Source organism: Singulisphaera sp. GP187 (genome assembly GCF_900129635.1).
In the GTDB taxonomy this organism is placed as follows: Bacteria; Planctomycetota; Planctomycetia; order Isosphaerales; family Isosphaeraceae; genus Singulisphaera.
The window spans coordinates 5,585,981-5,608,480 of the sequence record NZ_FSRB01000001.1 but is presented as its reverse complement, the minus strand read 5'-3'; the positions used below and the strand labels follow the sequence as shown (position 1 = coordinate 5,608,480).

General features: G+C 65.3%; 16 protein-coding genes. 10 read left to right on the top strand and 6 right to left on the bottom strand.

The genetic code is table 11. From position 1 onward, the window contains the following. The first annotated feature begins 408 nt into the window (after positions 1 to 408). Positions 409 to 693, top strand: coding sequence for a CBU_0592 family membrane protein (locus BUS42_RS21875; protein ID WP_074309692.1), 285 nt, complete (start codon positions 409 to 411; stop codon positions 691 to 693). A gap of 264 nt (positions 694 to 957) precedes the next feature. On the opposite strand, the gene BUS42_RS42060 is transcribed toward BUS42_RS21875, so the two are convergent. After that, the gene (locus BUS42_RS42060) at positions 958 to 1,428 is read right to left on the bottom strand and encodes a DUF2171 domain-containing protein (protein ID WP_083670430.1); all 471 of its coding nucleotides are present in this window, start codon (positions 1,426 to 1,428) and stop codon (positions 958 to 960) included. 360 nt (positions 1,429 to 1,788) lie between these two features. On the opposite strand from BUS42_RS42060, the gene BUS42_RS21865 reads away from it, so the two are divergent. The 3 genes from BUS42_RS21865 to BUS42_RS21855 all read left to right on the top strand — a co-directional run bounded on the left by BUS42_RS21865 (position 1,789) and on the right by BUS42_RS21855 (position 6,040). After that, positions 1,789 to 2,688 carry a TIM barrel protein gene (locus BUS42_RS21865; RefSeq protein ID WP_074309690.1) on the top strand — a complete coding sequence of 300 codons (900 nt, stop codon included), beginning with the start codon at positions 1,789 to 1,791 and terminating at the stop codon, positions 2,686 to 2,688. 132 nt (positions 2,689 to 2,820) lie between these two features. Then, positions 2,821 to 4,947, top strand: coding sequence for an alpha/beta hydrolase family protein (locus BUS42_RS21860; protein WP_074309689.1), 2,127 nt, complete (start codon positions 2,821 to 2,823; stop codon positions 4,945 to 4,947). A gap of 70 nt (positions 4,948 to 5,017) precedes the next feature. After that, positions 5,018 to 6,040 carry a sialidase family protein gene (locus BUS42_RS21855; RefSeq protein WP_074311332.1) on the top strand — a complete coding sequence of 341 codons (1,023 nt, stop codon included), beginning with the start codon at positions 5,018 to 5,020 and terminating at the stop codon, positions 6,038 to 6,040. 220 nt (positions 6,041 to 6,260) lie between these two features. Here the strand turns inward: BUS42_RS21855 and BUS42_RS21850 are convergent, their stop codons facing one another. The 3 genes from BUS42_RS21850 to BUS42_RS21840 all read right to left on the bottom strand — a co-directional run bounded on the left by BUS42_RS21850 (position 6,261) and on the right by BUS42_RS21840 (position 8,676). Then, positions 6,261 to 7,076, bottom strand: a complete 816-nt coding sequence (locus tag BUS42_RS21850; protein ID WP_074309688.1) for a S1/P1 nuclease — start codon at positions 7,074 to 7,076, stop codon at positions 6,261 to 6,263. 181 nt (positions 7,077 to 7,257) lie between these two features. After that, the gene (locus BUS42_RS21845) at positions 7,258 to 8,223 is read right to left on the bottom strand and encodes a ComEA family DNA-binding protein (RefSeq protein WP_074309687.1); all 966 of its coding nucleotides are present in this window, start codon (positions 8,221 to 8,223) and stop codon (positions 7,258 to 7,260) included. Beyond that, positions 8,224 to 8,676, bottom strand: a complete 453-nt coding sequence (locus BUS42_RS21840; protein WP_074309684.1) for a YidB family protein — start codon at positions 8,674 to 8,676, stop codon at positions 8,224 to 8,226. Between the two features lie 447 nt (positions 8,677 to 9,123). Here BUS42_RS21840 and BUS42_RS21835 point away from each other — a divergent pair, with 447 nt between their 5' ends. Beyond that, on the top strand, positions 9,124 to 9,519 hold the full coding sequence (locus BUS42_RS21835) for a BlaI/MecI/CopY family transcriptional regulator (RefSeq protein WP_074309681.1): 396 nt from the start codon (positions 9,124 to 9,126) through the stop codon (positions 9,517 to 9,519). Then, entirely contained in the window at positions 9,512 to 12,616 is a 3,105-nt protein-coding gene (locus BUS42_RS21830; protein ID WP_074309679.1) for a carboxypeptidase regulatory-like domain-containing protein, read from the top strand. The genes BUS42_RS21835 and BUS42_RS21830 overlap by 8 nt, the downstream gene beginning before the upstream one ends. A gap of 95 nt (positions 12,617 to 12,711) precedes the next feature. On the opposite strand, the gene BUS42_RS21825 is transcribed toward BUS42_RS21830, so the two are convergent. Next, a complete protein-coding gene (locus BUS42_RS21825; RefSeq protein ID WP_074309677.1) occupies positions 12,712 to 13,728 on the bottom strand; it encodes a Kelch repeat-containing protein in 1,017 nt (338 codons plus the stop codon). Between the two features lie 522 nt (positions 13,729 to 14,250). On the opposite strand from BUS42_RS21825, the gene BUS42_RS21820 reads away from it, so the two are divergent. From BUS42_RS21820 to BUS42_RS21810, 3 genes are all read left to right on the top strand, one after another. Further along, a complete protein-coding gene (locus tag BUS42_RS21820) occupies positions 14,251 to 15,477 on the top strand; it encodes a cation:proton antiporter (RefSeq protein WP_074309675.1) in 1,227 nt (408 codons plus the stop codon). A gap of 288 nt (positions 15,478 to 15,765) precedes the next feature. Continuing rightward, on the top strand, positions 15,766 to 18,384 hold the full coding sequence (locus BUS42_RS21815; RefSeq protein ID WP_074309674.1) for a PSD1 and planctomycete cytochrome C domain-containing protein: 2,619 nt from the start codon (positions 15,766 to 15,768) through the stop codon (positions 18,382 to 18,384). Positions 18,385 to 18,430: 46 nt separating this feature from the next. Continuing rightward, on the top strand, positions 18,431 to 19,903 hold the full coding sequence (locus tag BUS42_RS21810) for a DUF1501 domain-containing protein (protein ID WP_074309672.1): 1,473 nt from the start codon (positions 18,431 to 18,433) through the stop codon (positions 19,901 to 19,903). A gap of 241 nt (positions 19,904 to 20,144) precedes the next feature. On the opposite strand, the gene BUS42_RS21805 is transcribed toward BUS42_RS21810, so the two are convergent. Then, positions 20,145 to 21,224 carry an NHL repeat-containing protein gene (locus tag BUS42_RS21805; protein WP_074309671.1) on the bottom strand — a complete coding sequence of 360 codons (1,080 nt, stop codon included), beginning with the start codon at positions 21,222 to 21,224 and terminating at the stop codon, positions 20,145 to 20,147. A gap of 279 nt (positions 21,225 to 21,503) precedes the next feature. Between BUS42_RS21805 and BUS42_RS21800 the strand changes: the two genes are divergently transcribed. Next, positions 21,504 to 22,400 carry a dihydrodipicolinate synthase family protein gene (locus tag BUS42_RS21800; protein WP_074309669.1) on the top strand — a complete coding sequence of 299 codons (897 nt, stop codon included), beginning with the start codon at positions 21,504 to 21,506 and terminating at the stop codon, positions 22,398 to 22,400. Positions 22,401 to 22,500: the final 100 nt, after the last annotated feature.

Below are 22,500 nucleotides of genomic sequence, written 5' to 3'. Positions count from 1 at the left end.
TCAGTGCGCGGGCACACCCTTGTATTCTTCGATGATTTCCGGCACAATGAGGAAACGTCATTTTCCTCGGTCCAGCGTGCAAGTTCCGGGGATCAATCACGCTTCGCTTCATCCCAAGGCAGGCTGGCCCCGGTCGGTCCGCTGGGGGGACATAGCACTTCGGCATAACCAACATCACATCCCCTCAGGGGTTGGTGCGATTACACCATGAAATAAGCACTCATCATCAGATTCAAACAAACCCTTCATTTGCATTTCAATCCTCGCTGTTAGGTTCTTGACCAGCGGCGGGCAACTCCCGAACAATTCCACCGTCGGGAGCCGGAACCTTCTCGCTGTCGCTTCGGCCCTCGGCGAGGCACCGCGCCTCGAGCGGCCGACAATTGGGCCTCCGCGAGGACTTCACCGATGGTGACCACCCTGATCCAGTTCTTCTCGATCGTAGGGGCACTCCTGGTCCTGTCCGCCTACGGCGCAAGCCAGTACGCCGGCATGCGGGCCGACGGAATCGTCTACGGTCTGCTCAACCTCTCCGGTTCGACCCTCCTGGCGATCTCGGCCCTGACACCGCCGAATCCCGGGGTCCTGCTCGTGGAAGCCGCCTGGGCCTTGATGAGCCTGGGCGTCACCGTTCGCGCCTTACAGCGCCGGAGAGTCGTCGTGGCGCCTCGATCCCTCCTGATCGACCCCTGACCTAACCTCCAGGTGCCGGGCACCTGGAGCATTAGCATTCCCTGGGACCACGGGCGCCTCGCCCCCCTCGGGTATGGAATTCCATTCCTCCCTGGGAACGCGGGCGATCCGCCCGCTTCTCAATTTCAAACCAAGAGCGGGCGGGTCGCCCGCGGTCCCAGGGGGGAGGATTGAATGGCGGGTGGAGCACCTGCGGCCCCCGGCCCCCTCACTGACTCGTCAGGACAAACCATCTCAGGTCGGGTCGGGCGGCGACGGCGTTGTTCAGACCGGCTGCCATTCGTGTTGGACCTCGTCACAGGTCTTGCTCAGGTGGACATGATCGTGGACCTTGGCCACCCACGCCAGCGGGATCATGTGGTGATGGCCATCGGGGCTATCGCTCTTGGTCAGCTTGATCTCACTCCCCTCGACGTGGTCAACCTTGCCGATCAGTTTGCCGCACGCCCCGTAGACTTCCATGTGCTCGCGGATGTCGGCGGTCGAACCGGTCGCCCCTTTGCTCTGGTCGAGCGTCGCCCCGGTCTTGTGCTCGACTTTCTGGACGACCTCCTGGATCCGATGGCCTGCCTGATGGGCTTTCTCCTTCGCCCAGTCGGCCGCCTCCTCAACCTTCTCCCCCACCTTGTGCTTCACCTCGGTCGCCTTCTCCCCCACCTTGTGGCCCACCTCGGTCGCCTTCTCGGCGATCTTGTGCCCCGCGTCCTCGACCTTGTCTTTGAATGATTCGGCCATGGCTTTCTCCTTATGCTGGGGTGTTGAGACAACTCGTCCCGTGATCCGAGCCGAATTCGTCTCCACACGGAAATCCAACACGCAATTGTCGCGCCGAATCGCCCGCCTCGTTCCAAGGCCGACCCGGGTGAAACCGCGCCAGCTTGATCCCCAGTCGCAACCATCGGGCTGGCCCGAACGAACCTTCCGCCGCTTGGCCACGGCACCAAGCGCCGCCGATTCGGATCCCTGTCATCGGCCCGGCGGCCCGGATAGACTGGCCGGAATCGTCGTCGGCCGTGGTGGGGCGCAGCGAGCGTTCCGATCTCTTCCGACGTGTTGAGGATCCCCCCACCCCACCCCCTTGGGAGCACCAAAGGCATGCCCGTGACTCGACGATCCCTGCTCAAAGCCGCCGCGCTCTCGCCCTGGCTCTCGACGCAATTCGCATTCGGAGCCGATGCGACGCCGGCCGACGAGTCGCTTCCTCCGCCGCGTTACCAACTCGCGATGAACCTCGAAATCATGTTCCCGGCGAAGATGTCGTACGAGGATCGAATCGTCGAGGCCGCTCGTTGCGGCGCCAAGCATTACGGCTTCTGGAACTACAGCGGCAAAAACCTCGACCGGATGCTCGAGGCTCAGCAATCGCACGGCATGACCTGCGTGAGCATCACCGGCGCCCCCCGCACCGGCTGGGGATCGGGACTCACCAAAACCGGCCAGGAGCAAGCGTTTCTCGACGACTTTGCCGAGGCCTGTCGAGTCGCCAACCGCTTCGGCGCCGAGAACCTGATCACGTTTGTCGGCAAGATCCAGCCCGACATCGCCCCGGAAACCCAGCACGCGCAGATCATCGCCGGCCTGAAAAAGGCCGGTGAGATCGCCAAGGAACACAAGGTCTATCTGACGCTCGAGCCGCTCAGCCGCGTCGAGTCGCCCCAGATGACCATGGTGACGTCGGCCGACGCGTTCCGCTACGCGACCGAGGCCGGGCATCCCAACGTCAAGGTTGACTTTGATATCTACCACCGTCAGCTCGGCGAAGGGAACGTGCTCAACACAATGGCCGACGGCCTGAATCGCGGGCTGATCCAGTTCATCGAGGTCGGTGACGTGCCCGGCCGCAAAGAGCCGGGGAGTGGCGAGAGCAACTACGTCAACATCTTCCGATTGCTCCGTCGAGTCGGCTACGCCGGCGCGATCGGCATGGAGCACGGCACCACGAAAACGCCCCAGTACGCCTGGGACACCGTCCGCACCCTGGCCGGCCTCAACTGACCGGCCGCTCGGGGCGGCAGGGTGTTGCTCGAGCGCATCCGGCCCGACACACTGGGGCCGACTCGAGGTGGATCGGCCGGGCGGCCGGCCTCGGCGTTTCTTTTATTCCTCGAGATCAGAGAGATCGCTCCCATGCCGCTCGCGAGCAAACCGATGATCCGGGTAGGGCTCGCCCTCCTGGCGAGCCTGGCCGCCGTGGGATCCCTTTCGCAAGCCCAAGGCGCGGAGCCGGTTCAGGCTCCGAATCAGTACCTCGAGTTCATCCGGGGCCAGGCCGAAGCGCTACGGGCCGGCGAACGGCCCCCTGAGACGATTCCCGAATGGGAGGCCCAGGCCGCCACGGTCCGCAAGGGCCTTCAAAAAGCGTGGGGCGAATTCCCAGCCCAGCCGTGCCCGCTCGAGCCACAGGTGCTTGGGATCCTCGACCGCGACGGGTATCGCGTCGAAAAGGTCGTCTTCCAGACCCGGCCCGGCCTGCGGATGACGGCCAATGCCTACGTGCCCAACCGACCCGGCAAGCACCCGGCGATCCTCGCCGTCCACGGCCACTGGAAAGGGGCGAAGCAAGACCCGGTCGTCCAGGCCCGTTGCATCGGGGCGGCCAAGCTCGGCTTCTTCGTGCTCGCCGTCGACGCCTTCGGAGCCGGCGAGCGCGGGGTCGGCAAGGCGCTCGGCGAATATCACGGCGAGATGACCGGCGCGACGCTCTTGCCCGTCGGCTTGCCGCTCTCGGGCATCCAGGTTTACGAGAACATGCGGGCGGTTGATTATCTTCTCACCCGGCCCGAGGTCGACGGCGCGCACATCGGGATCACAGGCGCCAGCGGAGGCGGCAACCAGTCGATGTACTCAGGCGCCTGGGACGACCGGCTCAAGGCCGTCGTCCCGGTCTGCTCCGTCGGCAACTACCGGGCCTACCTCGGCGCCGCCTGCTGCATCTGCGAGATGGTCCCCGGCGCCTTGAGGTTCGCCGAGGAGTGGGGCGTGCTCGGCCTCACCGCCCCGCGTAACCTCCTGATCGTCAACGCCACCCAGGACGCGTCCCAGTTCTCGGTCGAAGCGGCGAAACGGACGCTCACCCCGCTCCAACAGGTCTACCGGCTCCACGGCGACGAGGGGCATCTCCGGCATGCGATCTTCGAGTCGAAGCACGACTACAACCAGGCGATGCGCGAAGCGATGTACGGCTGGATGACCCTTCACCTCAAGGGGGAAGGGGATGGGGCGCCGATCGCCGAGCCCGAGATGAAAACGGAAGACCCGGAGACACTCCGCTGCTACCCGGGAGACACCCGGCCCGACGACTGGATGACCCTCCCCCGGTTCGCCGCGGCGGAAGGGCGAAAGCTCGTCGCGGCGAAAGCGGTGCCCGGCGATGCCAATGCCTGGCGTACGGAGGCCGAGACACGCCGCAAGGCGCTCGTCGATACGGTCTTTGGCGGGTTCCCGACCGTGCCCCCCATCTCGTTTTCGCACATGCTGGACGGTTCTCTCACGACACTCTTCGAATCCGAGCCCGGGATGTTGCTCTCACTGGGGGCTGCGTACGAGCCAGCGCCCTTCCGGAGTCTCGATCCCAAGGTTCAGGAGAAGGCGGACCAACATCTTGCCATCGTGATTGACCTCGACGGCCCCGATACGGACGGCAACCGCTTCCTGGTGTCGGAAGTCAGTCGCGCCGGCTGGCGGTCCGTCCCACTCTCTTTGCGAACCACGGGCAGAAATGCCTGGCCGACCGATAAGATCGGCCAGGCTCCTGACCATAACTCGGCGGAGTGGGCCCTCTGGATCGGCCGACCGCTCCTGGGGCAGTGGGTGTTCGAGGTGCGTCGGTTGCTCGACGCGATCGAGAAGAAGGAGAACCGGCTGCCGGCGAATCTCGTCTTGATCGGCAAAGGTCCTGCTGGGTTGGTCGCACTGTGCGCGGGGGCGGTCGACCCGCGAATCACCAAGGTCGCCGCCGTCGGCACACTCGCCAGTTACATCACCGAGGAGCCCTACGTCGGGCAGAGGCTCGGCGTCATGGCGCCTGGGATTCTCCGCGAAGTGGGGGACGTCGCTCATCTGGCTGCCCTGAACGCTCCCAAGCGCATGGTCATCGCCGGTGGGGTCGCCGGCAACGGCACAACGCTCTCGGCTGAGGCGGTTCGCGACGTCTATCAACCGGCCGCGCACGCCTGGGAACTCCTGAACGCCAAGGAGAACTTCCGCCTGATCGACGGCACCGACCCCGCCGATGTGCTCGAAGCGCTTCGGTGAGGGCCGCCCCGTCGTCGTTGTCCTGAAGTCCGATCCCGACCCGACCCGATTCAATCAAGGAATCTCATTCATGAAGCGTCAACGCTTGCCGATTTCTCTGGTCGTGGCTCTCCTGGCGCTGGGCACGCAGCCACTGCGAGCGGCCGAGCCCGAACTCGTCTCGGTCGAGAAAATCTGGGACAAGGGGTCGCATAACGCGTTCACCGACCTGACTCGTTGGCACGACAAGTGGTACTGCACATTCCGCGAATCCGCCGCCCATGTGGGAGGCAACGGCAAGCTGAGGGTGCTCGAATCGAGCGACGGCAAGACCTGGGAATCGGCCGCTTTGATCGCCGAGGACGGGGTCGACCTCCGCGACCCCAAGTTCTCGATCACCCCGGACAACCGCCTGATGATCGTCGGCGGGGGTTCGATCTACAACGGGACAACCACCCTCCAAGGACGACAACCGCGGGTCACGTTCTCCAAGGACGGCCGCGAGTGGACCACGCCGACGCCGGTCCTGAGCGAAGGAGAATGGCTCTGGCGGGTCACCTGGCACGACGGTAAAGCCTACGGCATCTCTTATGCCTCGGGGGCACGAACGACCCCGGAGACGAAGCCCGCGGCCGACTGGAAGCTCAAGCTCTTCGTCAGCAGCGACGGTGTGAAGTACGACCTCGTCACCCACCTCGACGTCCCCGGCAACCCCAACGAGTCGACCGTGCGATTCCTGCCCGACGGCGAGATGATCGCCCTGGTCCGCCGCGAAGCCGGCAGCAAGCTCGCCTGGATCGGCCACAGCCAGGCCCCTTATACCGAGTGGACCTGGAAAGAGACGAAGCACCAGGTGGGCGGCCCCAACTTCATCCGCCTGCCGAACGGCTCCCTCTGGGCGGCCGGCCGCAGCTACCCCGGCGGCGCCAAGACTGTGGTGGCCCGAATGACGGGCGACAGCTACGAGCCCTTGCTGACCGTGCCGAGCGGCGGTGACACGAGCTATCCCGGCCTCGTCTGGCACGACGGCCTCTTGTGGATGAGCTACTACTCCTCCCACGAAGCGAAGAAGTCGTCGATCTACCTCGCCAAGATCAAGCTCCCCCTGGAATAACGAGCCGACTCCTATCCCCTTGCAATCAACGACCCGATCCAGGGCTAGGAAGCCTCTCTTTCCTCGTTCCCACGGGGGACCGTGGGAACGAGGGTGATTCTTAGCTCTCTGGCGGGTCGTTGCTTGCAATGGCTGAGACGACCCACCATGGCTTCATCCGGGTGGGCCTACAAGAAAACACAATCCCAGACATCATACCGTAAAGACACACAACAATAACCTACTCGAAGATATGATTCAACTCATTGGCCAGACGGACCCCCGCCTGGGCGAGGCGGCGTTCGAGGATTGGGCGAGCGAAGGTCTCGTAGTCCTTGCCAAGGCGCGTTCCACTCTCCATCGGCCGGCGCGCACCGGCGGGGAACAGATAAGCGGACTTGGCGTCTTGCAGGCTTTCATTCGCCCAGTCCTCGACACTGCCGCGTGACCAGGCTCGAATGTTCTCCTGGGTCAGTTGCGGTTCGATCCGGTCGACCCAGGCACGTTCGTTGCGGTCGATCTGGTTGATCAGGCCCGAGTCCCAGAGCCGATGAAGGTTCGTCCCTTCGCCGAGGAACTGGAGCTGGGTCTGGTTCCCGCCCCGGTCGTGGTTGTCGCCGACGTGCAACGGCTGGTGAATGTCCTCCACGAAATGGACCAGGAACAGCAAGGCCCGCTGCCGCTCGCGCACCGGAGCGCGACGGTCGGCCAGGACCGTGCGGAAATGCTTGATCTTGGCGACGACGCAATCGCCCTTCGAACAGTAGCGATCCTCATAGCGCGCGGCCGTGATCGGCACGTTGACGTAGTGCCAGGGAGCGCTTCCCGGCACGGCGTCATGGCCGTCCTGATCGGCCCAGGTGGAGACATCCACCAGTGTATCCCCCTTGAGCAACAACTCGCTCACGGCCCGACGGGCTCCGGGATTGAGCCTGGCCTCGGCCACCCGCGTGGCAATCCGATGGCCGTGCGGCCCCCACGCCCAGCTCGGTGGAGGAGCCAGCGTCAGAACAACGAGTGCGATGAGCCAGACCGAAGTCGATCGCGAAGGGCGCATGACGGAGGGTTCCCAAGGGCAAAAGACGCGTGAATCTTCGATTCCAGGGGGAACGAAGGGTTGATCGCTCCCAGTCTGCTGGCTCACCCAACGCGAAGCCACACGGACAGGGAGTGATCCACTCCCCGCTCACCTGACGGGCGAGCGAAAGCTTCAAAATCAGGACAAGAATAACCCGACATCAGTCGACGGTAATGATGTCCTTGATTTTCCCGAACTCGACGTCTTTGATCCCCTTGACCGTCTTGATGTCCTCGATCTTCTTGAACGGGCGGGCCTCGATAATCGCCTGGGCACGCACCGGGCCAATCCCCGGCAGGACGTCGAGTTCCTCCTTGGAGGCCGTGTTCAGGTTCACCTTCTGCCCCGGCGCCAGAGTGGCTTTGGCGGCCGCCTTGCCCTTGGCCGTCTTGGTCGCCGTTGTCCCCGGAGCGACCGGCTCGGAAGCCGCGGCCGCCTTCTTCTGCACCATCTTCGGCTTGGCCGCCGGCTCGACAACGGCCGGCGCAGGGGCAGGGGCCTGGTTCACCGTCACCAGGCTGCGGATTCCATCGATCGTTCGGGCGGGCACCCCCGCCTTCGCCAGGTCGTCAACCTTGGCATAAGGCCGGCCCGCCACGATCTTCTTCGCCGTCGCCTCGCCCACGCCGGGGAGGGACGCCGAAAGCTCCTCCTCGCTCGCCTTGTTCAGGTCGAGCGGTGCCGAAGGGGCAGGGGTAGGAGTCGCCGCCTTCTTCCGCGCCAACTTCTCCTTGGCCGGCGTTTCGGCCGGCGCAGGGGCCTGGGTCACCGTCACCAGGCTGCGGATTCCGTCAATCGTTCGGGCGGGCACCCCCGCCTTCGCCAGGTCGTCTACCTTGGCATAGGGCCGACCCGCTACGATCTTCTTCGCCGTCGCTTCGCCCACACCGGGGAGTTGTTCGACGAGTTCCTCCGCAGTCGCCTTGTTCAGATCAAGCGGCGTCGAGGCGACCGCCTTCTCTTTCTCCTTTGCTTTCTCCTTGGCTTTCTCTTTGGCCTTCGCCTTGATCTTTTCCTTGGGCTGCGCCGTGGTGGTCTGCCCGGTGGTCACCGTGCCGACGCCCGCGAGGACGACGCTCAACAAGGTCGACATGGCCGCAAACTTCGCAAGACGTCCAGTGAACATTCAAGCCTCCGTTTCTTCAGTTTCGGGAGACGAAATTTCGGGCACAACCACAGCGACTTCGTCCTCGGCGATACGCCCCTCGGGAGTCATCGTATCCACTGCGTGCGGAAGAATCTGGGAGAGCAAGGCCGCCGCCTGCTCGGTGGGAATCCCGATCTTGGCGGCGAGATTCTGAACCAGGTCGGAACCCAAGGCCTGTTGAATCTGCTCGCCCGAGATCGGCAGGTTGGCACCAGTGCCGACCCAGGACGACACCACGTCCCCCAGTCCCCCTTCGCGAAACTTCTGCAACAGGCCCCCCAGTCCTTGCTGCTCGACGACCTCGGCCACATGATCCGTGACGGCCGTCGAGCTGCCTGCCTCACCCTCCTTGGACGATCCTCCGAGAAAGCCGGCCAGTTGGCTCTGGACCGCGTCGGTGATCTGGCTCTTGACCGAGTCAAGCAAGCCCATGGGTGAAACTCCGAGATGTTAAGTGCGAAACAGCGACCCGGAAAAGACTTGAATCGTTCCGATTTTGACCGATCCTATGCAGGCAGGCAACTTCCATCTCACATCCGTCTTAAATTATTTTTTCAGGTGCCGCTCCGGTCGCTTCGGGTCCGCCACGGCTCTGGGTTGCCCGTGGCAACAATGGCTCGACCCTCGCCTTTCGGCAGCGGCTCAGGACCACGGCGGCAACAACTCACAACCGAAGACACCATTGCCTCTTGACGTTCTCGCATAATGCTCCAAGCATTTTTTATGAAAATCGCTCCGGGCCAACCTGCGTCGCCTTCGCGGCCCTCCGGGTTTCCCCAACCACGCTGACCGGCCCCGAAACATCCGCCCGGAGCGTTCTTGACGTCAACTACGCACCGTAGTACTATCGCCGGAGTACTACACAGCGGAGCCGAAGTCATGGCGAAGAAATCGGTGGAGGAGCTCGGAACGCTCCAGGCGGCGACGCTGGAGGCGGTCTGGGCGCTGGGCGAAGGCACGGTGCACCAAGTGCGCGAGCACTTGGCGAAGGACAAGCCGCTCGCCTACACGACCGTGCTCACGGCCCTCCAGAAGCTGGAAAAAGGCGGTTGGCTGACGCATCGGGCCGAGGGGCGAAGCTATGTCTACGTCCCGACGGCGACTCAGCGGCAGAGCGTGACGGCGTCGGCCCTGCGGCTGGTCAAGAATTCGTTCGGCGGCGATCCGCTGCGGTTGTTCCGGCAACTGCTCGACGCGCGCCCCTACTCGGACGACGAACTCGCGGAACTGCGGCGGATGATCGCCGCCAAACGCAAGGAGCAAAAGGATGCCTGAGTGGCTCAAGGGATTGCCGACGGCGTTCGCGGCCTCGGGGACCGTCTGGCTCACCCTGGGATTGGCGACCGCCTGGTTACTCCGGCGCCGGCCGGCCCGAGCGCATAGTGTGCTCACGCTAACCGCGGTTGCCGCGCTGGCCATGCCGTTGCTCGTCGTCCTCGTCGAGCAGGCCAACTGGGGCGTGCTCCCCGCGGCCACCGCCCCGTTCCTGGCGGCAGCCCGCCAACCGACCGATCCGGCCACGGCTGCGGCTGCGGCTGCGACCACGGCCGACTCTCCGAGCGAACGGCATTCCGATTCGGCACGACCGCCGCTCCTCCCGGTGGCCGGCAGCCCGAGGATTCGGCCAACGCCCCCAGGGCTTGAACGGCCTTGGTGGACCGCGGCGCTCGCCCTCTGGCTCACGGTTTCGGCGGCGCTGATCGTGCGGTTGCTCGTCGACGTCGCCGCCGGTTGGCGGACCGTCCAGCGCAGTCTGCCGACGGCCGACGCCGCCTTGGCCCAGGCCCTGTGCAACGCCTTGGAACGGATCGGCGGTGCACAACGGTCCCAGTCCCAGCCTCGGCTACGGACGAGCCAGGCCGTCGCCTCGCCGGCCCTCTGGGGCTGGAGTCGCCCTGCCACGATCTTGATCCCGGACTCAGCCCCGCTCCCCGGCGATGGCGAGGCGGTCTTCTGCCACGAGCTCGCCCACCTCCAGCGCCGCGACCACTGGACGGCGCTCCTGGCGGAATGGCTCGTCTGCATCCTTCCCTGGCACCCACTCGCCTGGGCGACCCGGCGATGGATGGACGAATTCTCCGAGGAGGCATGCGACGACTGGGCCGTCGCTTGCGGCTGCCCGCCGGTCGACTACGCCGCCACGCTCGTCCGCCTGACACCGACGGCCACACCGGCCCTGACGATGGCGGCGGTCTCCCGGCGTTCGCCGCTGGCGACCCGCGTCCGGCGACTCCTCGCCGGCGGGTTCCAACCGCCCCGGCTCGGTCGCGGCTGGATTGCCGGCGCGACCTTCGGAACCCTGATCCTCGCCGCCACCTGGGCCCTCTGGCAACCGCGCCATGCCGAAGCCGAGTCCACAAAAGGCGCCCCGCCAACCAAGGACCACGCTCCGCCGACCGAGACGAAACGACTCCGCGTCGTGGTCCTCGATCCGAATGGCAAGCCGATTCCGGACGCGACAATCCGGGCCTCCATCAGGACCGAAGCAACGGAGGGGCAAACCATGCGTGAGGCCAAGACGAACACGGCCGGTGCCGCCGAGGTGGAACTCCCCAAGACCGTCACCCGTCTTCGGCTCCTGGCCGAAAAACCGACTTTCGTGTCGATGGTGGCGAGTTGGGATCAATACGAACTGGCGAGCGGACACGACGTCCCGACCGAATCCACGTTCCGACTGGAACCCGCCGTCACCGCGGGCGGCCAAATTCAGGACGAGCAGGGAAGGCCAATCCCCGGCGCCCAGGTCCAGGTCATCCTGGGCGACATGCTGCGGCCAGCCAAAGGGGACGACCGGATCAGCTACGCCATTGTCTTGACCGACCGGGATCACCCCATCACGACTGACGCCGAAGGTCGGTGGCGCATCGACAACGTCCCGGACCATCCCCAATTGGAATTGAGGCTGCTGGTTTCCCACCCGGATTATGCGCCGTACGGGTATTGGCAGGAGGGTCAGAAGAAGGCCGCCGGGGTCACGACCGCGATGCTCCGGCAAGGGACGGCCACACTGACCCTGAAGTCTGGCGTGATCGTGCGTGGACAGGTAACGGACCCCGCCGGCAAACCGATCCAGAACGCGTTCATCGCCTATGACAACGATTCTGGGGCCTCGGTGACGACCGACGCCGAGGGCCGGTTTCGTTTGCCGGCGCAGGCGGTGGGGGAGCGGACACTGACGGTCATCGCCCCCGGCTGGGCCCCTCAAATGCGACCGGTCAATCTTGAGACCGAGCTACCGCCCCAAAGCTTTCGGATGGAGCCGGGTAAGCCGATCCGCTTGAGCATCGTTGATTCCGCGGGCAAGGCGATTCCCGATGCGTCCGTCAAGTTCGTCGAGTGGAATGGAAAGACGTCGCTCCTCAACAGCGACGCTCCCCACGGGCACGACACCAAGATCCCGCGCCGGGCCGACGGGGACGGCCGCTGGGAATGGACCTGGGCACCCAACGAACCGGTGCAGCTTCGAATCGCGTCCCAGGGCTATACCACGCTGCAGCTCGAAATCGGCGGCGGTGAAGCGCCCCGCACGGTCGTGCTCAAACCCGAGCTCCGTATCACCGGCCGGGTCACTGATGCGGTGACGGGCAAGCCGATCCCGGTCTTTCGCGTCTATCCCATCAACTTTCTTACGATCGCCGAACGGTATCACTCCGTGGCGGGCAGAGAGGGCCGGCTGAATTACTCCGAAGCGAGCCCCGACGCACCGTTCTCTCTGCGGGTCGAGGCGGAAGGATACCTGACGCAGGATGGGCCCGAGTTCCGGGTCGGGGGCGATACCGCCCTCTCGCAGGATTTCCGCCTCCGTCCGAGCCCACCGATCACCGGCAAGGTCCTCGACACCCACGGACGGCCGATCGCGAACTTGGAAGTCCTCCTGGCAACCCCAACCCAGGTGGCCGATCTCTCGGCGTTTGACACGAATTATACAGCGATGACCGATGCTTCAGGAAAGTTCGCATTTCCCGATCCTGGCGAACCGTGGGCCGTCATCGCCCAGAACGACTCCGGATACGCGAGCGCCGAGTTCACAGCCGGCGAGCACGACGCCGGCGCCCTCCGACTCTATCCCTGGGCCTCGGTTCGCGGCCAATTCCGCGAACGTAACCGGCCGGTGCCTGGGGTCCGGATCAATCTGGCGTTGGATCGGCTCAACGGCCCCGGCCGGCCACGCATTGACGGCGGACTCGGAACTGTCACTGACGCGGACGGCCGATTCGAGTTCCCGCGTGTGCCCCCGGTCTCGGTGAACGTGAAGTCCTATATCAAGGCGGAGCGAGGCACGACCTACCACCCCGGGGCGAGCAGGCTGCTGGATCTCCAGCCAGGACAACGGGCGGACGTCTGGACGTCCGAGGTGACGGAGCGACCCTGAATCGGCTCGGAAAACCCGCGCATCGCCAATCTCGCCCAGGCAGCATGGAAATGCGTCCGGTCCCCGAGCCGCTCGGAGACCGGACGCATGCTGATTCACCGACCTTCAAAGAATGACGGCGGGACCTCAAGCGACCAGACCTCGCTGTTGAGCGGCTTGGCGTGCCCGCCCGCGACCCAGATCTTGTCTTTGAAGACATAAGTGGAATGCTCGTGGCGCTCCTTCCAACTCACGTTGGACCGGAGTTGGGTCCACTTCTCACCGTTTTGCGAATACCAGACGTCGCCCCAGTTCTCCGACGGGTTGTTCGACCAGCCGCCCAGGACCCAGATCCGGTCGCGGTAGACCACCGCGGAGGACCAGAGCCGAGGACTCCAGGGCGCCTTTTCCGTCACCTGCTCCCAGTTCACGCCGTCGGACGAGCACCAGACGTCGTTCCGCGCGTGATAATTCGGGACGTAGTTGCCGCCGCCGAGGATCCAGATCTTGCCGTCATGGACGACCGCCGAGTGGTAGGCGCGGGGCGACCACGGGGCGTTGGCCAGCTCTTGCTTCCATTCGATGCCGTCGGCCGAGCTCCAGACGTCGTTTTTGACGCTCTTGTCGTCGCCGAAGTAATAGTCCTCGATCCCGCCGAGGATCCACATCCGCCCTTGGAAAACCACCGCGCCGGCGGCGAGCCGCGGACTCCAGCCCGCTTTTTGGGTCACCGAGTCCCACTGCAAGCCATCGGTCGACGACCAGACTTCGTTGGTGGCGCCATGCCCCGGAAGCCGGCCGTTGTACCAGCCGCCCAACATCCAGATCCGGTCGTTGAAGACGAGGGACATCGGCAGGTCGCTGTATTTCCAGGGGGCTTCCTTGGTCACAAGGTCCCAGGCCTTGCCGTCGGCCGAGCTCCAGACGTCGCGCGGTGGAGCGGCGAACGAGTCGAACCAGCCGCCGAGGATCCAGAGCCGGTCCTTATAGACCACCTCGCCGCTGGAGTCGCGTGCCTGCCATGCCGCCTTGTCGGTCTCTTTCACCCAGTCAAGGACCTTGTCCTCGCCCGGAGCGGCCCCGGGAACAAGGGAGAGCACCGCGCTCGCCAGGACGATTAAACGCCAACTCATCAGGCAAATCCCTCCCGATATGTTGTCAAAAAAAGTGCAGGCTCCAGGCGGACCATCACCCACCGCCGACCGACCGTTAAAAAAGAAGCGGGGAAACCCCACTCGGCCGGTTCCGTTCGCCAAGATAGCTCGCCCCACGAGCAAACGCCAACAAACGGGCCGGTTCACCGCGATGATGGGAACCCCGCACGACGCTCAGGCGAGCCAATCCGGTTGTTGTGCTTCATCGCGATCGCGAACTCCGTTAGAATCATGGCCCGAGGCCTTGGACGATCGATTCCTGTTGTCAGTCAGCTCGACCGAATGCAAGCCAACCGCACCCATCCCATCTCCGAGAATGAGCTCTACCTGCAGCTCTTCATCACCAATGGCGGTGGCTGGTAGCCAATTCCCCCGTCTGCTCCGCTCTCATAGGTTGGAGACTCCCTGCCTGTGGGACCCGATGAACTTGTCCCCCAGACAAGTCTGGTCCTCCGCGTGCCCACATCCTCATAAAAACAAAGCAGAGTAAGAAAGCCCTTCATGGAACATCTCAATGTCCCCCAATTCCTGGGGCTACTCGTCATCATGCTCGGCGCGGCCAGACTCTGTGGCGCGTTGGCCAAGGCCGTCGGACAACCGACCGTCCTCGGTGAATTGGTGGCCGGGGTCCTGCTCGGATCCTCGATCCTGGGGCTGGTCGATCCCCAGGTCGACGTCATCCATCTGCTCGCGGAGCTCGGGGTGATCCTGCTCCTGTTCGCGATCGGCCTCGAGACCGACTTGCGAATGCTCTTGAAGGTCGGCGGCGCCTCGGCGGCGGTCGCCGCCGTCGGCGTCGCCCTGCCGTTCGCACTGGGCTATGCCGTCTGCCGGCTCCTCGGGCTCCCGAACCTCGTCGCGCTCGTCGCCGGGGCTTCCCTCACGGCCACGAGTGTCGGAATCACGGCCCGCGTCCTCTCGGATCTGGGCCGGCTGCAAGAGCCGGAGAGCCAGATTATTCTCGGGGCCGCGGTAATCGACGACGTCATCGGCCTGGTGATCCTGACCGTCATCGCCGCCCTCACCCAGGGGGAAGCGGTCACGGTGCTCAGCGTTGCCAGGATCACCGGCGTGGCCTTCGGATTCCTGCTCGGGACGATCCTGATCGGCAGCCTGGTCGTACCGCGACTCGTCAGTCTCGTCAGCAAGATCGAACTGCCGGGGACAACCACGATCCTGGCGCTCATTCTCGCGTTCGGGCTCGCCTGGCTGGCGGACCGGGCCGGCTCGGCGGTCATCATCGGCGCGTTCGCGGCGGGCCTCTTGCTGGCCAAGACCCCCCAAGCCCGCGAGGTGGAGCATGGGGTCACGGAGCTCGGGAATTTTTTCGTCCCCTTGTTCTTCGTCTCGGTCGGGGCCGCCGTGGATATTCGCGTGTTCAACCCGCTAGTCCCGGCGAACCATGCGACTCTGCTCGTCGGTACACTCCTGATCGTGGTGGCGGTGGTCGGCAAGTTCGCGGCCGGTTATGCCGCACCCTGGTTCAAGGGGAAGAAGAACGTCATCGGCGTGGGGATGATCCCTCGGGGCGAGGTCGGCCTGATCTTCGCACAGATGGGACTCACCAGCGGCGTCTTCGATGCCAAACTCTTCAGCGCCGTGACCTTGATGGTGATGGCCACCACCTTCCTCGCTCCACCCCTCTTGCGTGCCTTATTTCCACCCCGCGATGCCAACTGGATCCCACCCAAGCCGGACGGGATCGAAGAATTGGTGACGGGCGGCTAAGACTCACGATTCCATTCCAAAAAGGCGACTTCGCGTTGGAATGGGCTCGCGGACAGGGAACTGACGCTCCCCGCTCGCCTTACGGGCGGGCAAAATCTTCCCTGATGACAGGGCCCCAAATGACCGATACGATCGTCCCTGACTCCATCCGAGCAAACAACCGAAAATGAAGCCGTTGCCGAGGGACGGCCGATTGACTATCGTAAGGGTTCTTCCTGACCCACCCTGCCCATGTTAAAGTTCAAGGCGAAACACGACGCCGACTAATCCGGTCGAGGAGCCCACCCGATGGATCAGGCGAGAAGTTCGGGCCCCCTGGCGAAATCAACGCCTGGCACGCGTTCGCTTCGATGGCGGATCGGCGTCGCGTTGGCCACCGTCGCGGCGGTGACCGGGATCGCGGCGGAGGGAGTTGCAGGGCAGGGGGATCCCAGCGCCAGCCCCGAGCAGGTCAAGTTCTTCGAGACGGAAGTCCGCCCGCTCCTGGCCGCGAGCTGCCTGAAATGCCATGGGCCGGACAAGCAGAAGGGGGGCCTGCGACTCGACTCCAAGGCCGCGATCCTCACCGGTGGCGAGAGCGGGCCCGCGGTCGTCCCGGGCAAGCCGGCGGAGAGCCTGCTCGTCGAGGCGATCAACTACGAAGGCCCCGAGATGCCCCCCAAAGGCAAGCTCGGCGCCCCCCAGCGCGAGACGCTGACCAAGTGGATCGCCATGGGCCTCCCCTGGCCGGCGAACGATCCCGGGGCCTCGGCCTCCGCAACGCCCACCCAGGCCGCGAAGTCGAAGATCACCGACGAAGACCGCGCCTTCTGGTCATTCCAGCCGTTGCGGCGACCCGACGTGCCGAGCACGAATGACGGCGGCTGGGCACGCAACGCGGTCGACCGATTCATCTTCGCCCGCCTGCACGCCGAAGGGCTGACTCCCGCTCCCCAGGAAGACCGCGAGATCCTGATCCGCCGCCTCACGTTCGACATCTGGGGGCTCCCCCCCACTCCGGCCGAGGTCGACGCGTTTTTGGCCGATAAGGGCCCGAACGCCTATGAGACCCTGGTCGACCGGCTGCTCGCCAGCCCTCGCTACGGCGAGCGGTGGGGACGGCACTGGCTCGACCTGGTCCGCTACGCCGAGTCGGACGGCTATCGCGCGGACGGCTACCGGCCCGACGCCTGGCGCTATCGCGACTACGTGATCAAAGCGTTCAACGAAGACCGGCCCTACAACCGGTTCGTCACCGAGCAACTCGCCGGCGACGAGCTCGACCCAAGCGATCCCGAGTTGAAAGTCGCCGTCGGCTACTACCGGCTCGGGACCTACGAGTACAACCAGCGCGACGTCCCGGCCCAGTGGTCGGCCATCGTCAACGACATCACTGACGTCACCGGCGACGTCTTCCTCGGGCTCGGCATGGGCTGTGCGCGCTGCCACGACCACAAGTTCGACCCGATCCTCCAGAAAGACTATTATCGGCTCCAGGCCTTCTTCAGCCCGATCCTGCCCCGCAACGACCTCAACCTGGCGACCCCCCGCGAGTGGCCCGCGTACCAGGAAAAGCTCGCGGCCTGGGAAGCCAAGACCGCCGAGACCCGCGCGGCGATCGCCGCGCTCGAACGCCCCTACCGCGAGGGCGTGGCCAAGATGGCGATCGACCGGTTCCCGGCCGAGATGCAGGCGCTGATCAATAAGCCGCAAGCCGAACGAACGCCGAGTGAAGAGCAGCTCGTCGCGCTCGCCTATCGCCAGGTCACCCACGAATACGACCTGATCGCCGACAAGATGAAGAAAAGCAAGGACAAGGACGCCTGGACCGCCTTGCAGAAGCAGTTGGCCGAACAAGGCCGCGACCGGCCGACTCCTCCCGCGGCAGTGCTGACCGCCACCGATGTCGGACCGCTCGCGCCTCCGACCATGATCCCGGGGGATCGGAAGAAGGAAGCGATCGACCCCGGCTTCCTGACCTTGCTCGACCCCGCCCCGGCGACGATCAAGCCCGTGGCGACCGCACCCCAGTCGACCGGCAGGCGCACCGCCCTGGCGAGCTGGCTGACCCGCCCTGACAACCCGCTCTCAACCCGCGTGGTGGTCAACCGGATCTGGCAGTACCACTTCGGCCGCGGAATCGTCAGCACCTCCAGCGACTTCGGCCGGCTGGGCGAGCGCCCCAGCCATCCCGAGCTGCTCGACTGGCTGACCACCGAGTTCGTCGCCCGAGGCTGGAGCTTCAAGCAGATGCACCGGCTGATCCTGACCTCGGCGACCTATCGCCAGTCGGCCACCCACCCGGACGCGACCGTCGCGCGACGAAAGGACCCCGAGAACCGGCTGCACTGGCACCGACTCACGCGCCGGCTGGATGTCGAACCGATTCGCGACGCGATGCTGGCCGTCAGCGGCGAGCTCGACCTGGCGATCGGCGGCCCGGCCGTGGACGCGGATCAACCCCGACGAACCGTCTACTCCCAGGTCAAGCGCAACAAGCGCGACCCCCTGGGCGAGGCCTTCGACGCCCCCGACGGCTCGATCACGACCCCCCAGCGCGACGCCACCGTCACGCCGATCCAGGCCCTCTTGATGATCAACGGCTCCTGGACCTTGGACCGAGCCAAGGCCTTCGCCACCCGCCTCCAGAAAGACGCGGGCGACGACGAAGCGCGCGTCGAGCTCGCCTATCGCCTGGCCTTCGGCCGAAAACCAGGCCCCGCCGAGCAGGCGGAAGCCCTCGCGTTCCTCCACCACCAAGCCCAAGTGGCCGAGCCCACTCCCAAGCCCGAGGTGGCCGACGGAGAGGGGGCGGGGGCGGCCTGCAACAAGCCAGGTGAATCCAGGTCGGCCGAAGTCGATCCCGCCTCCTGGGCCGACTTCTGCCATGCCCTCTTGAACGCCAGCGAATTCCTCTATATCGACTAATCTAGCCGGCACGAGTGAGCTCGCTAGCCAGCCGCGAGGCCCGACCATGAGCGATCCGAGGCGCGACGGACACCAGCCGACTCCCCATATTGCGGCCCCGCTCTCCAGACGCGAGATGCTGGTCCGCGGTGGGGGTGGCTTCGGGGCTCTGGCCCTGGCCCACCTGCTCGGCAGTAACCCGTTACGGGGGGCAACCCCGCCTGAAGGGGTGCCGAACGCCTTGCTCGGGGGCGTGTCGTACACGATCCCGACGCGGGTGAAGAGCTGCATCTTCCTGTTCATGGAGGGGGGGCCGAGCCATATCGACACGTTCGACCCCAAGCCGATGCTCAACAAGCTGGCGGGGCGGCCGCTGCCGGCCAGCTTCAAGCCGGTGATCACGCCGATGGGGGAAGCAGGGTCCCCCTTGCTCGCCTCAAAGCGGAAGTGGAAGCAGCACGGCAAGAGCGGACTCTGGGTCTCGGACTGGCTGCCGCACCTGGCGGAATGCGTGGACGACATCGCGGTCATCCGCTCCTGCTGGTCAAACGGCCTGAACCACGTCGGTGGTGTCTGCCAGATGAACACAGGTTCAATCCTGGCCGGCCGGCCCAGCCTGGGAAGCTGGGTCAGCTACGGACTCGGCAGCGAGAACCAGAACCTTCCTGGCTATGTCGTCCTGCTGGATAACCCCGGCAGCGTGGTCGCTGGCGGCCCCCGAAACTGGGGCGCGGGGTTCATGCCGGCCACCTATCAGGGGACCCGGCTCGGGGCGGCCAGCGACGTGATCCCGAACCTGGCGACTCCCAAGCAGGTCAGCGCGGACCGTCAGCGCGACAAGGTCGAGTTCCTGCACCGGCTCAACGCACGCCACGCCGACCAGCGCCAGGATCAGACCGAGCTCGACGCCCGAATTCGCGCCTATGAGTTGGCCTTCCGGATGCAGGCCGAGGCTCCCGAGGCGGTCGACCTGACGCGAGAGTCGGAAGAGACCAAGTCCCTCTACGGGCTCGACCGTAAGGAAACCAAGGTGTTCGGCCAGAACTGCCTACTGGCCCGCCGCCTGGTCGAGCGTGGGGTCCGCTTCGTCCAGCTCTACCATGGAGCCGGTTCCAAGTGGGACGCCCACGCGGGTATCGAGAAGAACCACACAGGGCTCTGCGAGGGCATGGACCAGCCGGTCGCCGCCCTGCTCAAAGACCTCAAAAGGCGCGGGCTGCTCGACGAAACCCTTGTCGTCTGGGGCGGCGAGTTCGGCCGCACCCCGATGTCGGAGCAGGGGGACGGCCGCGACCACAACCCCTACGGCTTCACGATGTGGATGGCCGGCGGCGGAATCCAAGGCGGCCGAACCATCGGCGCGACCGACGAGGTCGGCCTCCACGCCATCGAAGACCGGCTCCACGTCCACGACTTGCACGCCTCGATCCTCGCCCTCATGGGCGTCGACCACACCAAGCTCGTCTACCTCCACAAGGGCCGCCCCGAACGGGCTACCCTCAACGAGGGGATCGTCTCCGAGAAGCTGCTGGCTAGCTGATCCTGGTATTCGTCCAAATCAACATCTCTTGAGGCTAATCCGTCTTATAGGGTGGGCACGGCCCACCAGGGTTAAATCCTGGTGGGCCTACAAGACGGGTCGAACCCCGCTCACACCACTCACCATATCAAATCAACGACCCGCCGGAGAGCGAGGAATCACCCTCGTTCCCGCGGTCCCCGTGGGAACGAGTCGCGAGAGGCTTTCTAGCCCTGGATCGGATCGTTGCATCAAATCGGCTTCATGGCACAAGCTTAAGAATCCGGTGGTTGCTGCTATCGGAGATAAAGAGCACCCCGTCGGGGGCGAGTGTAACCCCATGGGGCTGGTTGAACTCCGCCTCGGCCGGCGCCTTGCCGACGCCCGACGTCCCCTTCCGGCCGGTGCCGGCGACGCCTTGGATCGTTCCGTCGGACGGGCGATAGAGGCGAATTCGATGGTTCTCGGTATCGGCGATGATGACGTCCCCTTGTGGGTTCACGCAAAGATGTTTCGGACCGTTGAGCGTCGCCTTCCGCCCGGGGCCGCCGTCGCCCGACGAGCCTTTCTCCCCCGTGCCGACCAGAGTCCGGATCTTTCCTGAGCGATCGACGACCCGTAAGGCATTGCCCCCTCGGTCGAGGATATAAACGTTCCCCTTACCGTCGGTCGCCACCGCTCTGGGGTCGACCATTGGGGAGGTGCGGGCATCGGCCCCATCTTGCGGAACCCCCTTGCGCCCGTTCCCCGCCACGGTCGAGACGATCCCCGTTTTGAGGTCGACCACCCGGATCCGCCGATTATCCAGGTCGGCCAGGTAGAGGGCCTGGCCGGGCTCGTCGAGGGCGATGCAGTAGATGCCGCCGAACTTCGCCTGCGTGGCTGGGCCGCCATCTCCCGAGAACCCGTGCGCCCCGGTCCCCGCGACCGTCGTGATCGTCCCCGTGCCGGCGTCGATCTTGCGGACCCGGTTGTTCCAGGTGTCGGACACGAGGATATCGCCGTTCTTCATGACGGCCAGGCTGTGCATCCCGTTGAACTCGGCCTTCGTCGCCGGGCCGCCGTCGCCGCTGTCCCCTTTCTTGCCCGTCCCCGCCACGGTCTGGACGTGGCCGGCCTTGTCGATCCGGCGGACGCGCTCGCCGAGCATTTCGACGAAGATGACCGTGCCATCGGGCGCGAACCCAACGCCAAACGGATTGGTAAGCTTGACCTGGTCAGCCGGAGCGCCGTCGCTTCCGGTCCCCCCGCCGGCGACGAGCGCCAGGCGTTGAGCTTGACCCGGATCGTCAGCGCCGGAGAGCCCGCAAACCGCCAGCATCGCAAACAGAGACATACGCATTGAAGAGATTCTCCCTATCCATTCATTCAAGCTCGACCCCATAGAGCGACACTCAGCCGGATTCCCGTCGATTCCGCCAGGTGCCTCCCGCTCCGTCAAGAGGGTGGCGACGAGTTGGAGCGCATCCGCATCCCGGCGCGCGGTTCGCCTCGTGACCGCTACTTTTTTTCGAGTCTAGGCACTCGCGAGGCTGTCCCGAACGCCGTACCATTGGCGTCGACCTCGAAGTGGCTCCGTTTCAAGGGGCGAGCTTCCCCATCTCACCCAGCGATCGCGACCATGATCAAGACCAAGACAAGGCTGATCTCCGCCATTTGCACCCCGTTGACCGCCGACGAGTCGCTCCACCACGACGGTCTGGAGGCCCATCTCGACGAGCAATGGCGCTCCGGGATCGCCGGGGTGCTCGTGGGGGGCACGATGGGCCTCATGCAGTTGCTGGCCGACAAGACGTACCTCGACCTGGCGCGACGAGCCACGCAGTTATCCCGGGGCCGGGGCGAGATCATGGTCGGCGTCGGTGACACGAGCTTCGCCCGCACCGTGGAACGCATCGAGCGGGTCCACGAGCTCGACATCGACGGCGTCGTCGTGATCACGCCCTACCTCTGGAAGTACACCCAGACCGAGCTCGTCGACTACTTCCGAGCCGTGGCGGACCGCTCGAAAAAGGCTGTCTACCTCTACGACCTGCCGGGCCTGACCGGAACCAAGCTCTCGTTCGAAACCGTGCTGGCCGTGGCCACTCATCCCAACATCGCGGGCATCAAGTGCTCGGGTTCCTGGGACTGGACCCGCCAACTCGTCGATCGGATTGGCGACCGCTTCCGCGTGATCCCGGCACAGCCCCACCTGGTCGACACCATGATCCAGTCGGGCGTGCGCGACAACCTCGACGGCATCTACGGCCTCGCGCCCCAACGGTCGGTCGCGATCGCCCAGGCCGCCGAACAAGGGAACTGGCCCGAGGCCGCCCGCCGCCAGCAATGGCTCTCGGCCTTGCTCGAGGTGATCGCCGTGAAATACCCGGTCTTCCCCGCCTGCACGACCGTACTCAATGCCCGCGGCATCCCCGGGAACTTCGCCCCCGCCCCGATCCGCCCACTCGACCCGCAACAACGCCAGGCCCTGCTCGACGAACCGGTCATCCGCGATCTGCTGAGCGACGACCGTTGATTTTTCAACGACCCGATCCATGGCTAGGAAGCCTCTCGCCCCTCGTTCCCACGGGGGACCGTGGGAACGAGGGGGATTCCTCGCTCTCTGGCGGGTCGTT

Bases quoted from the DNA above. Each gene is read 5' to 3' on its own strand.
- BUS42_RS21875 (WP_074309692.1), top strand. From the start codon at position 409: ATGGTGACCACCCTGATCCAGTTCTTCTCGATCGTAGGGGCACTCCTG.
- BUS42_RS42060 (WP_083670430.1), bottom strand. From the start codon at position 1,428: ATGGCCGAATCATTCAAAGACAAGGTCGAGGACGCGGGGCACAAGATC.
- BUS42_RS21865 (WP_074309690.1), top strand. From the start codon at position 1,789: ATGCCCGTGACTCGACGATCCCTGCTCAAAGCCGCCGCGCTCTCGCCC.
- BUS42_RS21860 (WP_074309689.1), top strand. From the start codon at position 2,821: ATGCCGCTCGCGAGCAAACCGATGATCCGGGTAGGGCTCGCCCTCCTG.
- BUS42_RS21855 (WP_074311332.1), top strand. From the start codon at position 5,018: ATGAAGCGTCAACGCTTGCCGATTTCTCTGGTCGTGGCTCTCCTGGCG.
- BUS42_RS21850 (WP_074309688.1), bottom strand. From the start codon at position 7,076: ATGCGCCCTTCGCGATCGACTTCGGTCTGGCTCATCGCACTCGTTGTT.
- BUS42_RS21845 (WP_074309687.1), bottom strand. From the start codon at position 8,223: ATGTTCACTGGACGTCTTGCGAAGTTTGCGGCCATGTCGACCTTGTTG.
- BUS42_RS21840 (WP_074309684.1), bottom strand. From the start codon at position 8,676: ATGGGCTTGCTTGACTCGGTCAAGAGCCAGATCACCGACGCGGTCCAG.
- BUS42_RS21835 (WP_074309681.1), top strand. From the start codon at position 9,124: ATGGCGAAGAAATCGGTGGAGGAGCTCGGAACGCTCCAGGCGGCGACG.
- BUS42_RS21830 (WP_074309679.1), top strand. From the start codon at position 9,512: ATGCCTGAGTGGCTCAAGGGATTGCCGACGGCGTTCGCGGCCTCGGGG.
- BUS42_RS21825 (WP_074309677.1), bottom strand. From the start codon at position 13,728: ATGAGTTGGCGTTTAATCGTCCTGGCGAGCGCGGTGCTCTCCCTTGTT.
- BUS42_RS21820 (WP_074309675.1), top strand. From the start codon at position 14,251: ATGGAACATCTCAATGTCCCCCAATTCCTGGGGCTACTCGTCATCATG.
- BUS42_RS21815 (WP_074309674.1), top strand. From the start codon at position 15,766: ATGGATCAGGCGAGAAGTTCGGGCCCCCTGGCGAAATCAACGCCTGGC.
- BUS42_RS21810 (WP_074309672.1), top strand. From the start codon at position 18,431: ATGAGCGATCCGAGGCGCGACGGACACCAGCCGACTCCCCATATTGCG.
- BUS42_RS21805 (WP_074309671.1), bottom strand. From the start codon at position 21,224: ATGCGTATGTCTCTGTTTGCGATGCTGGCGGTTTGCGGGCTCTCCGGC.
- BUS42_RS21800 (WP_074309669.1), top strand. From the start codon at position 21,504: ATGATCAAGACCAAGACAAGGCTGATCTCCGCCATTTGCACCCCGTTG.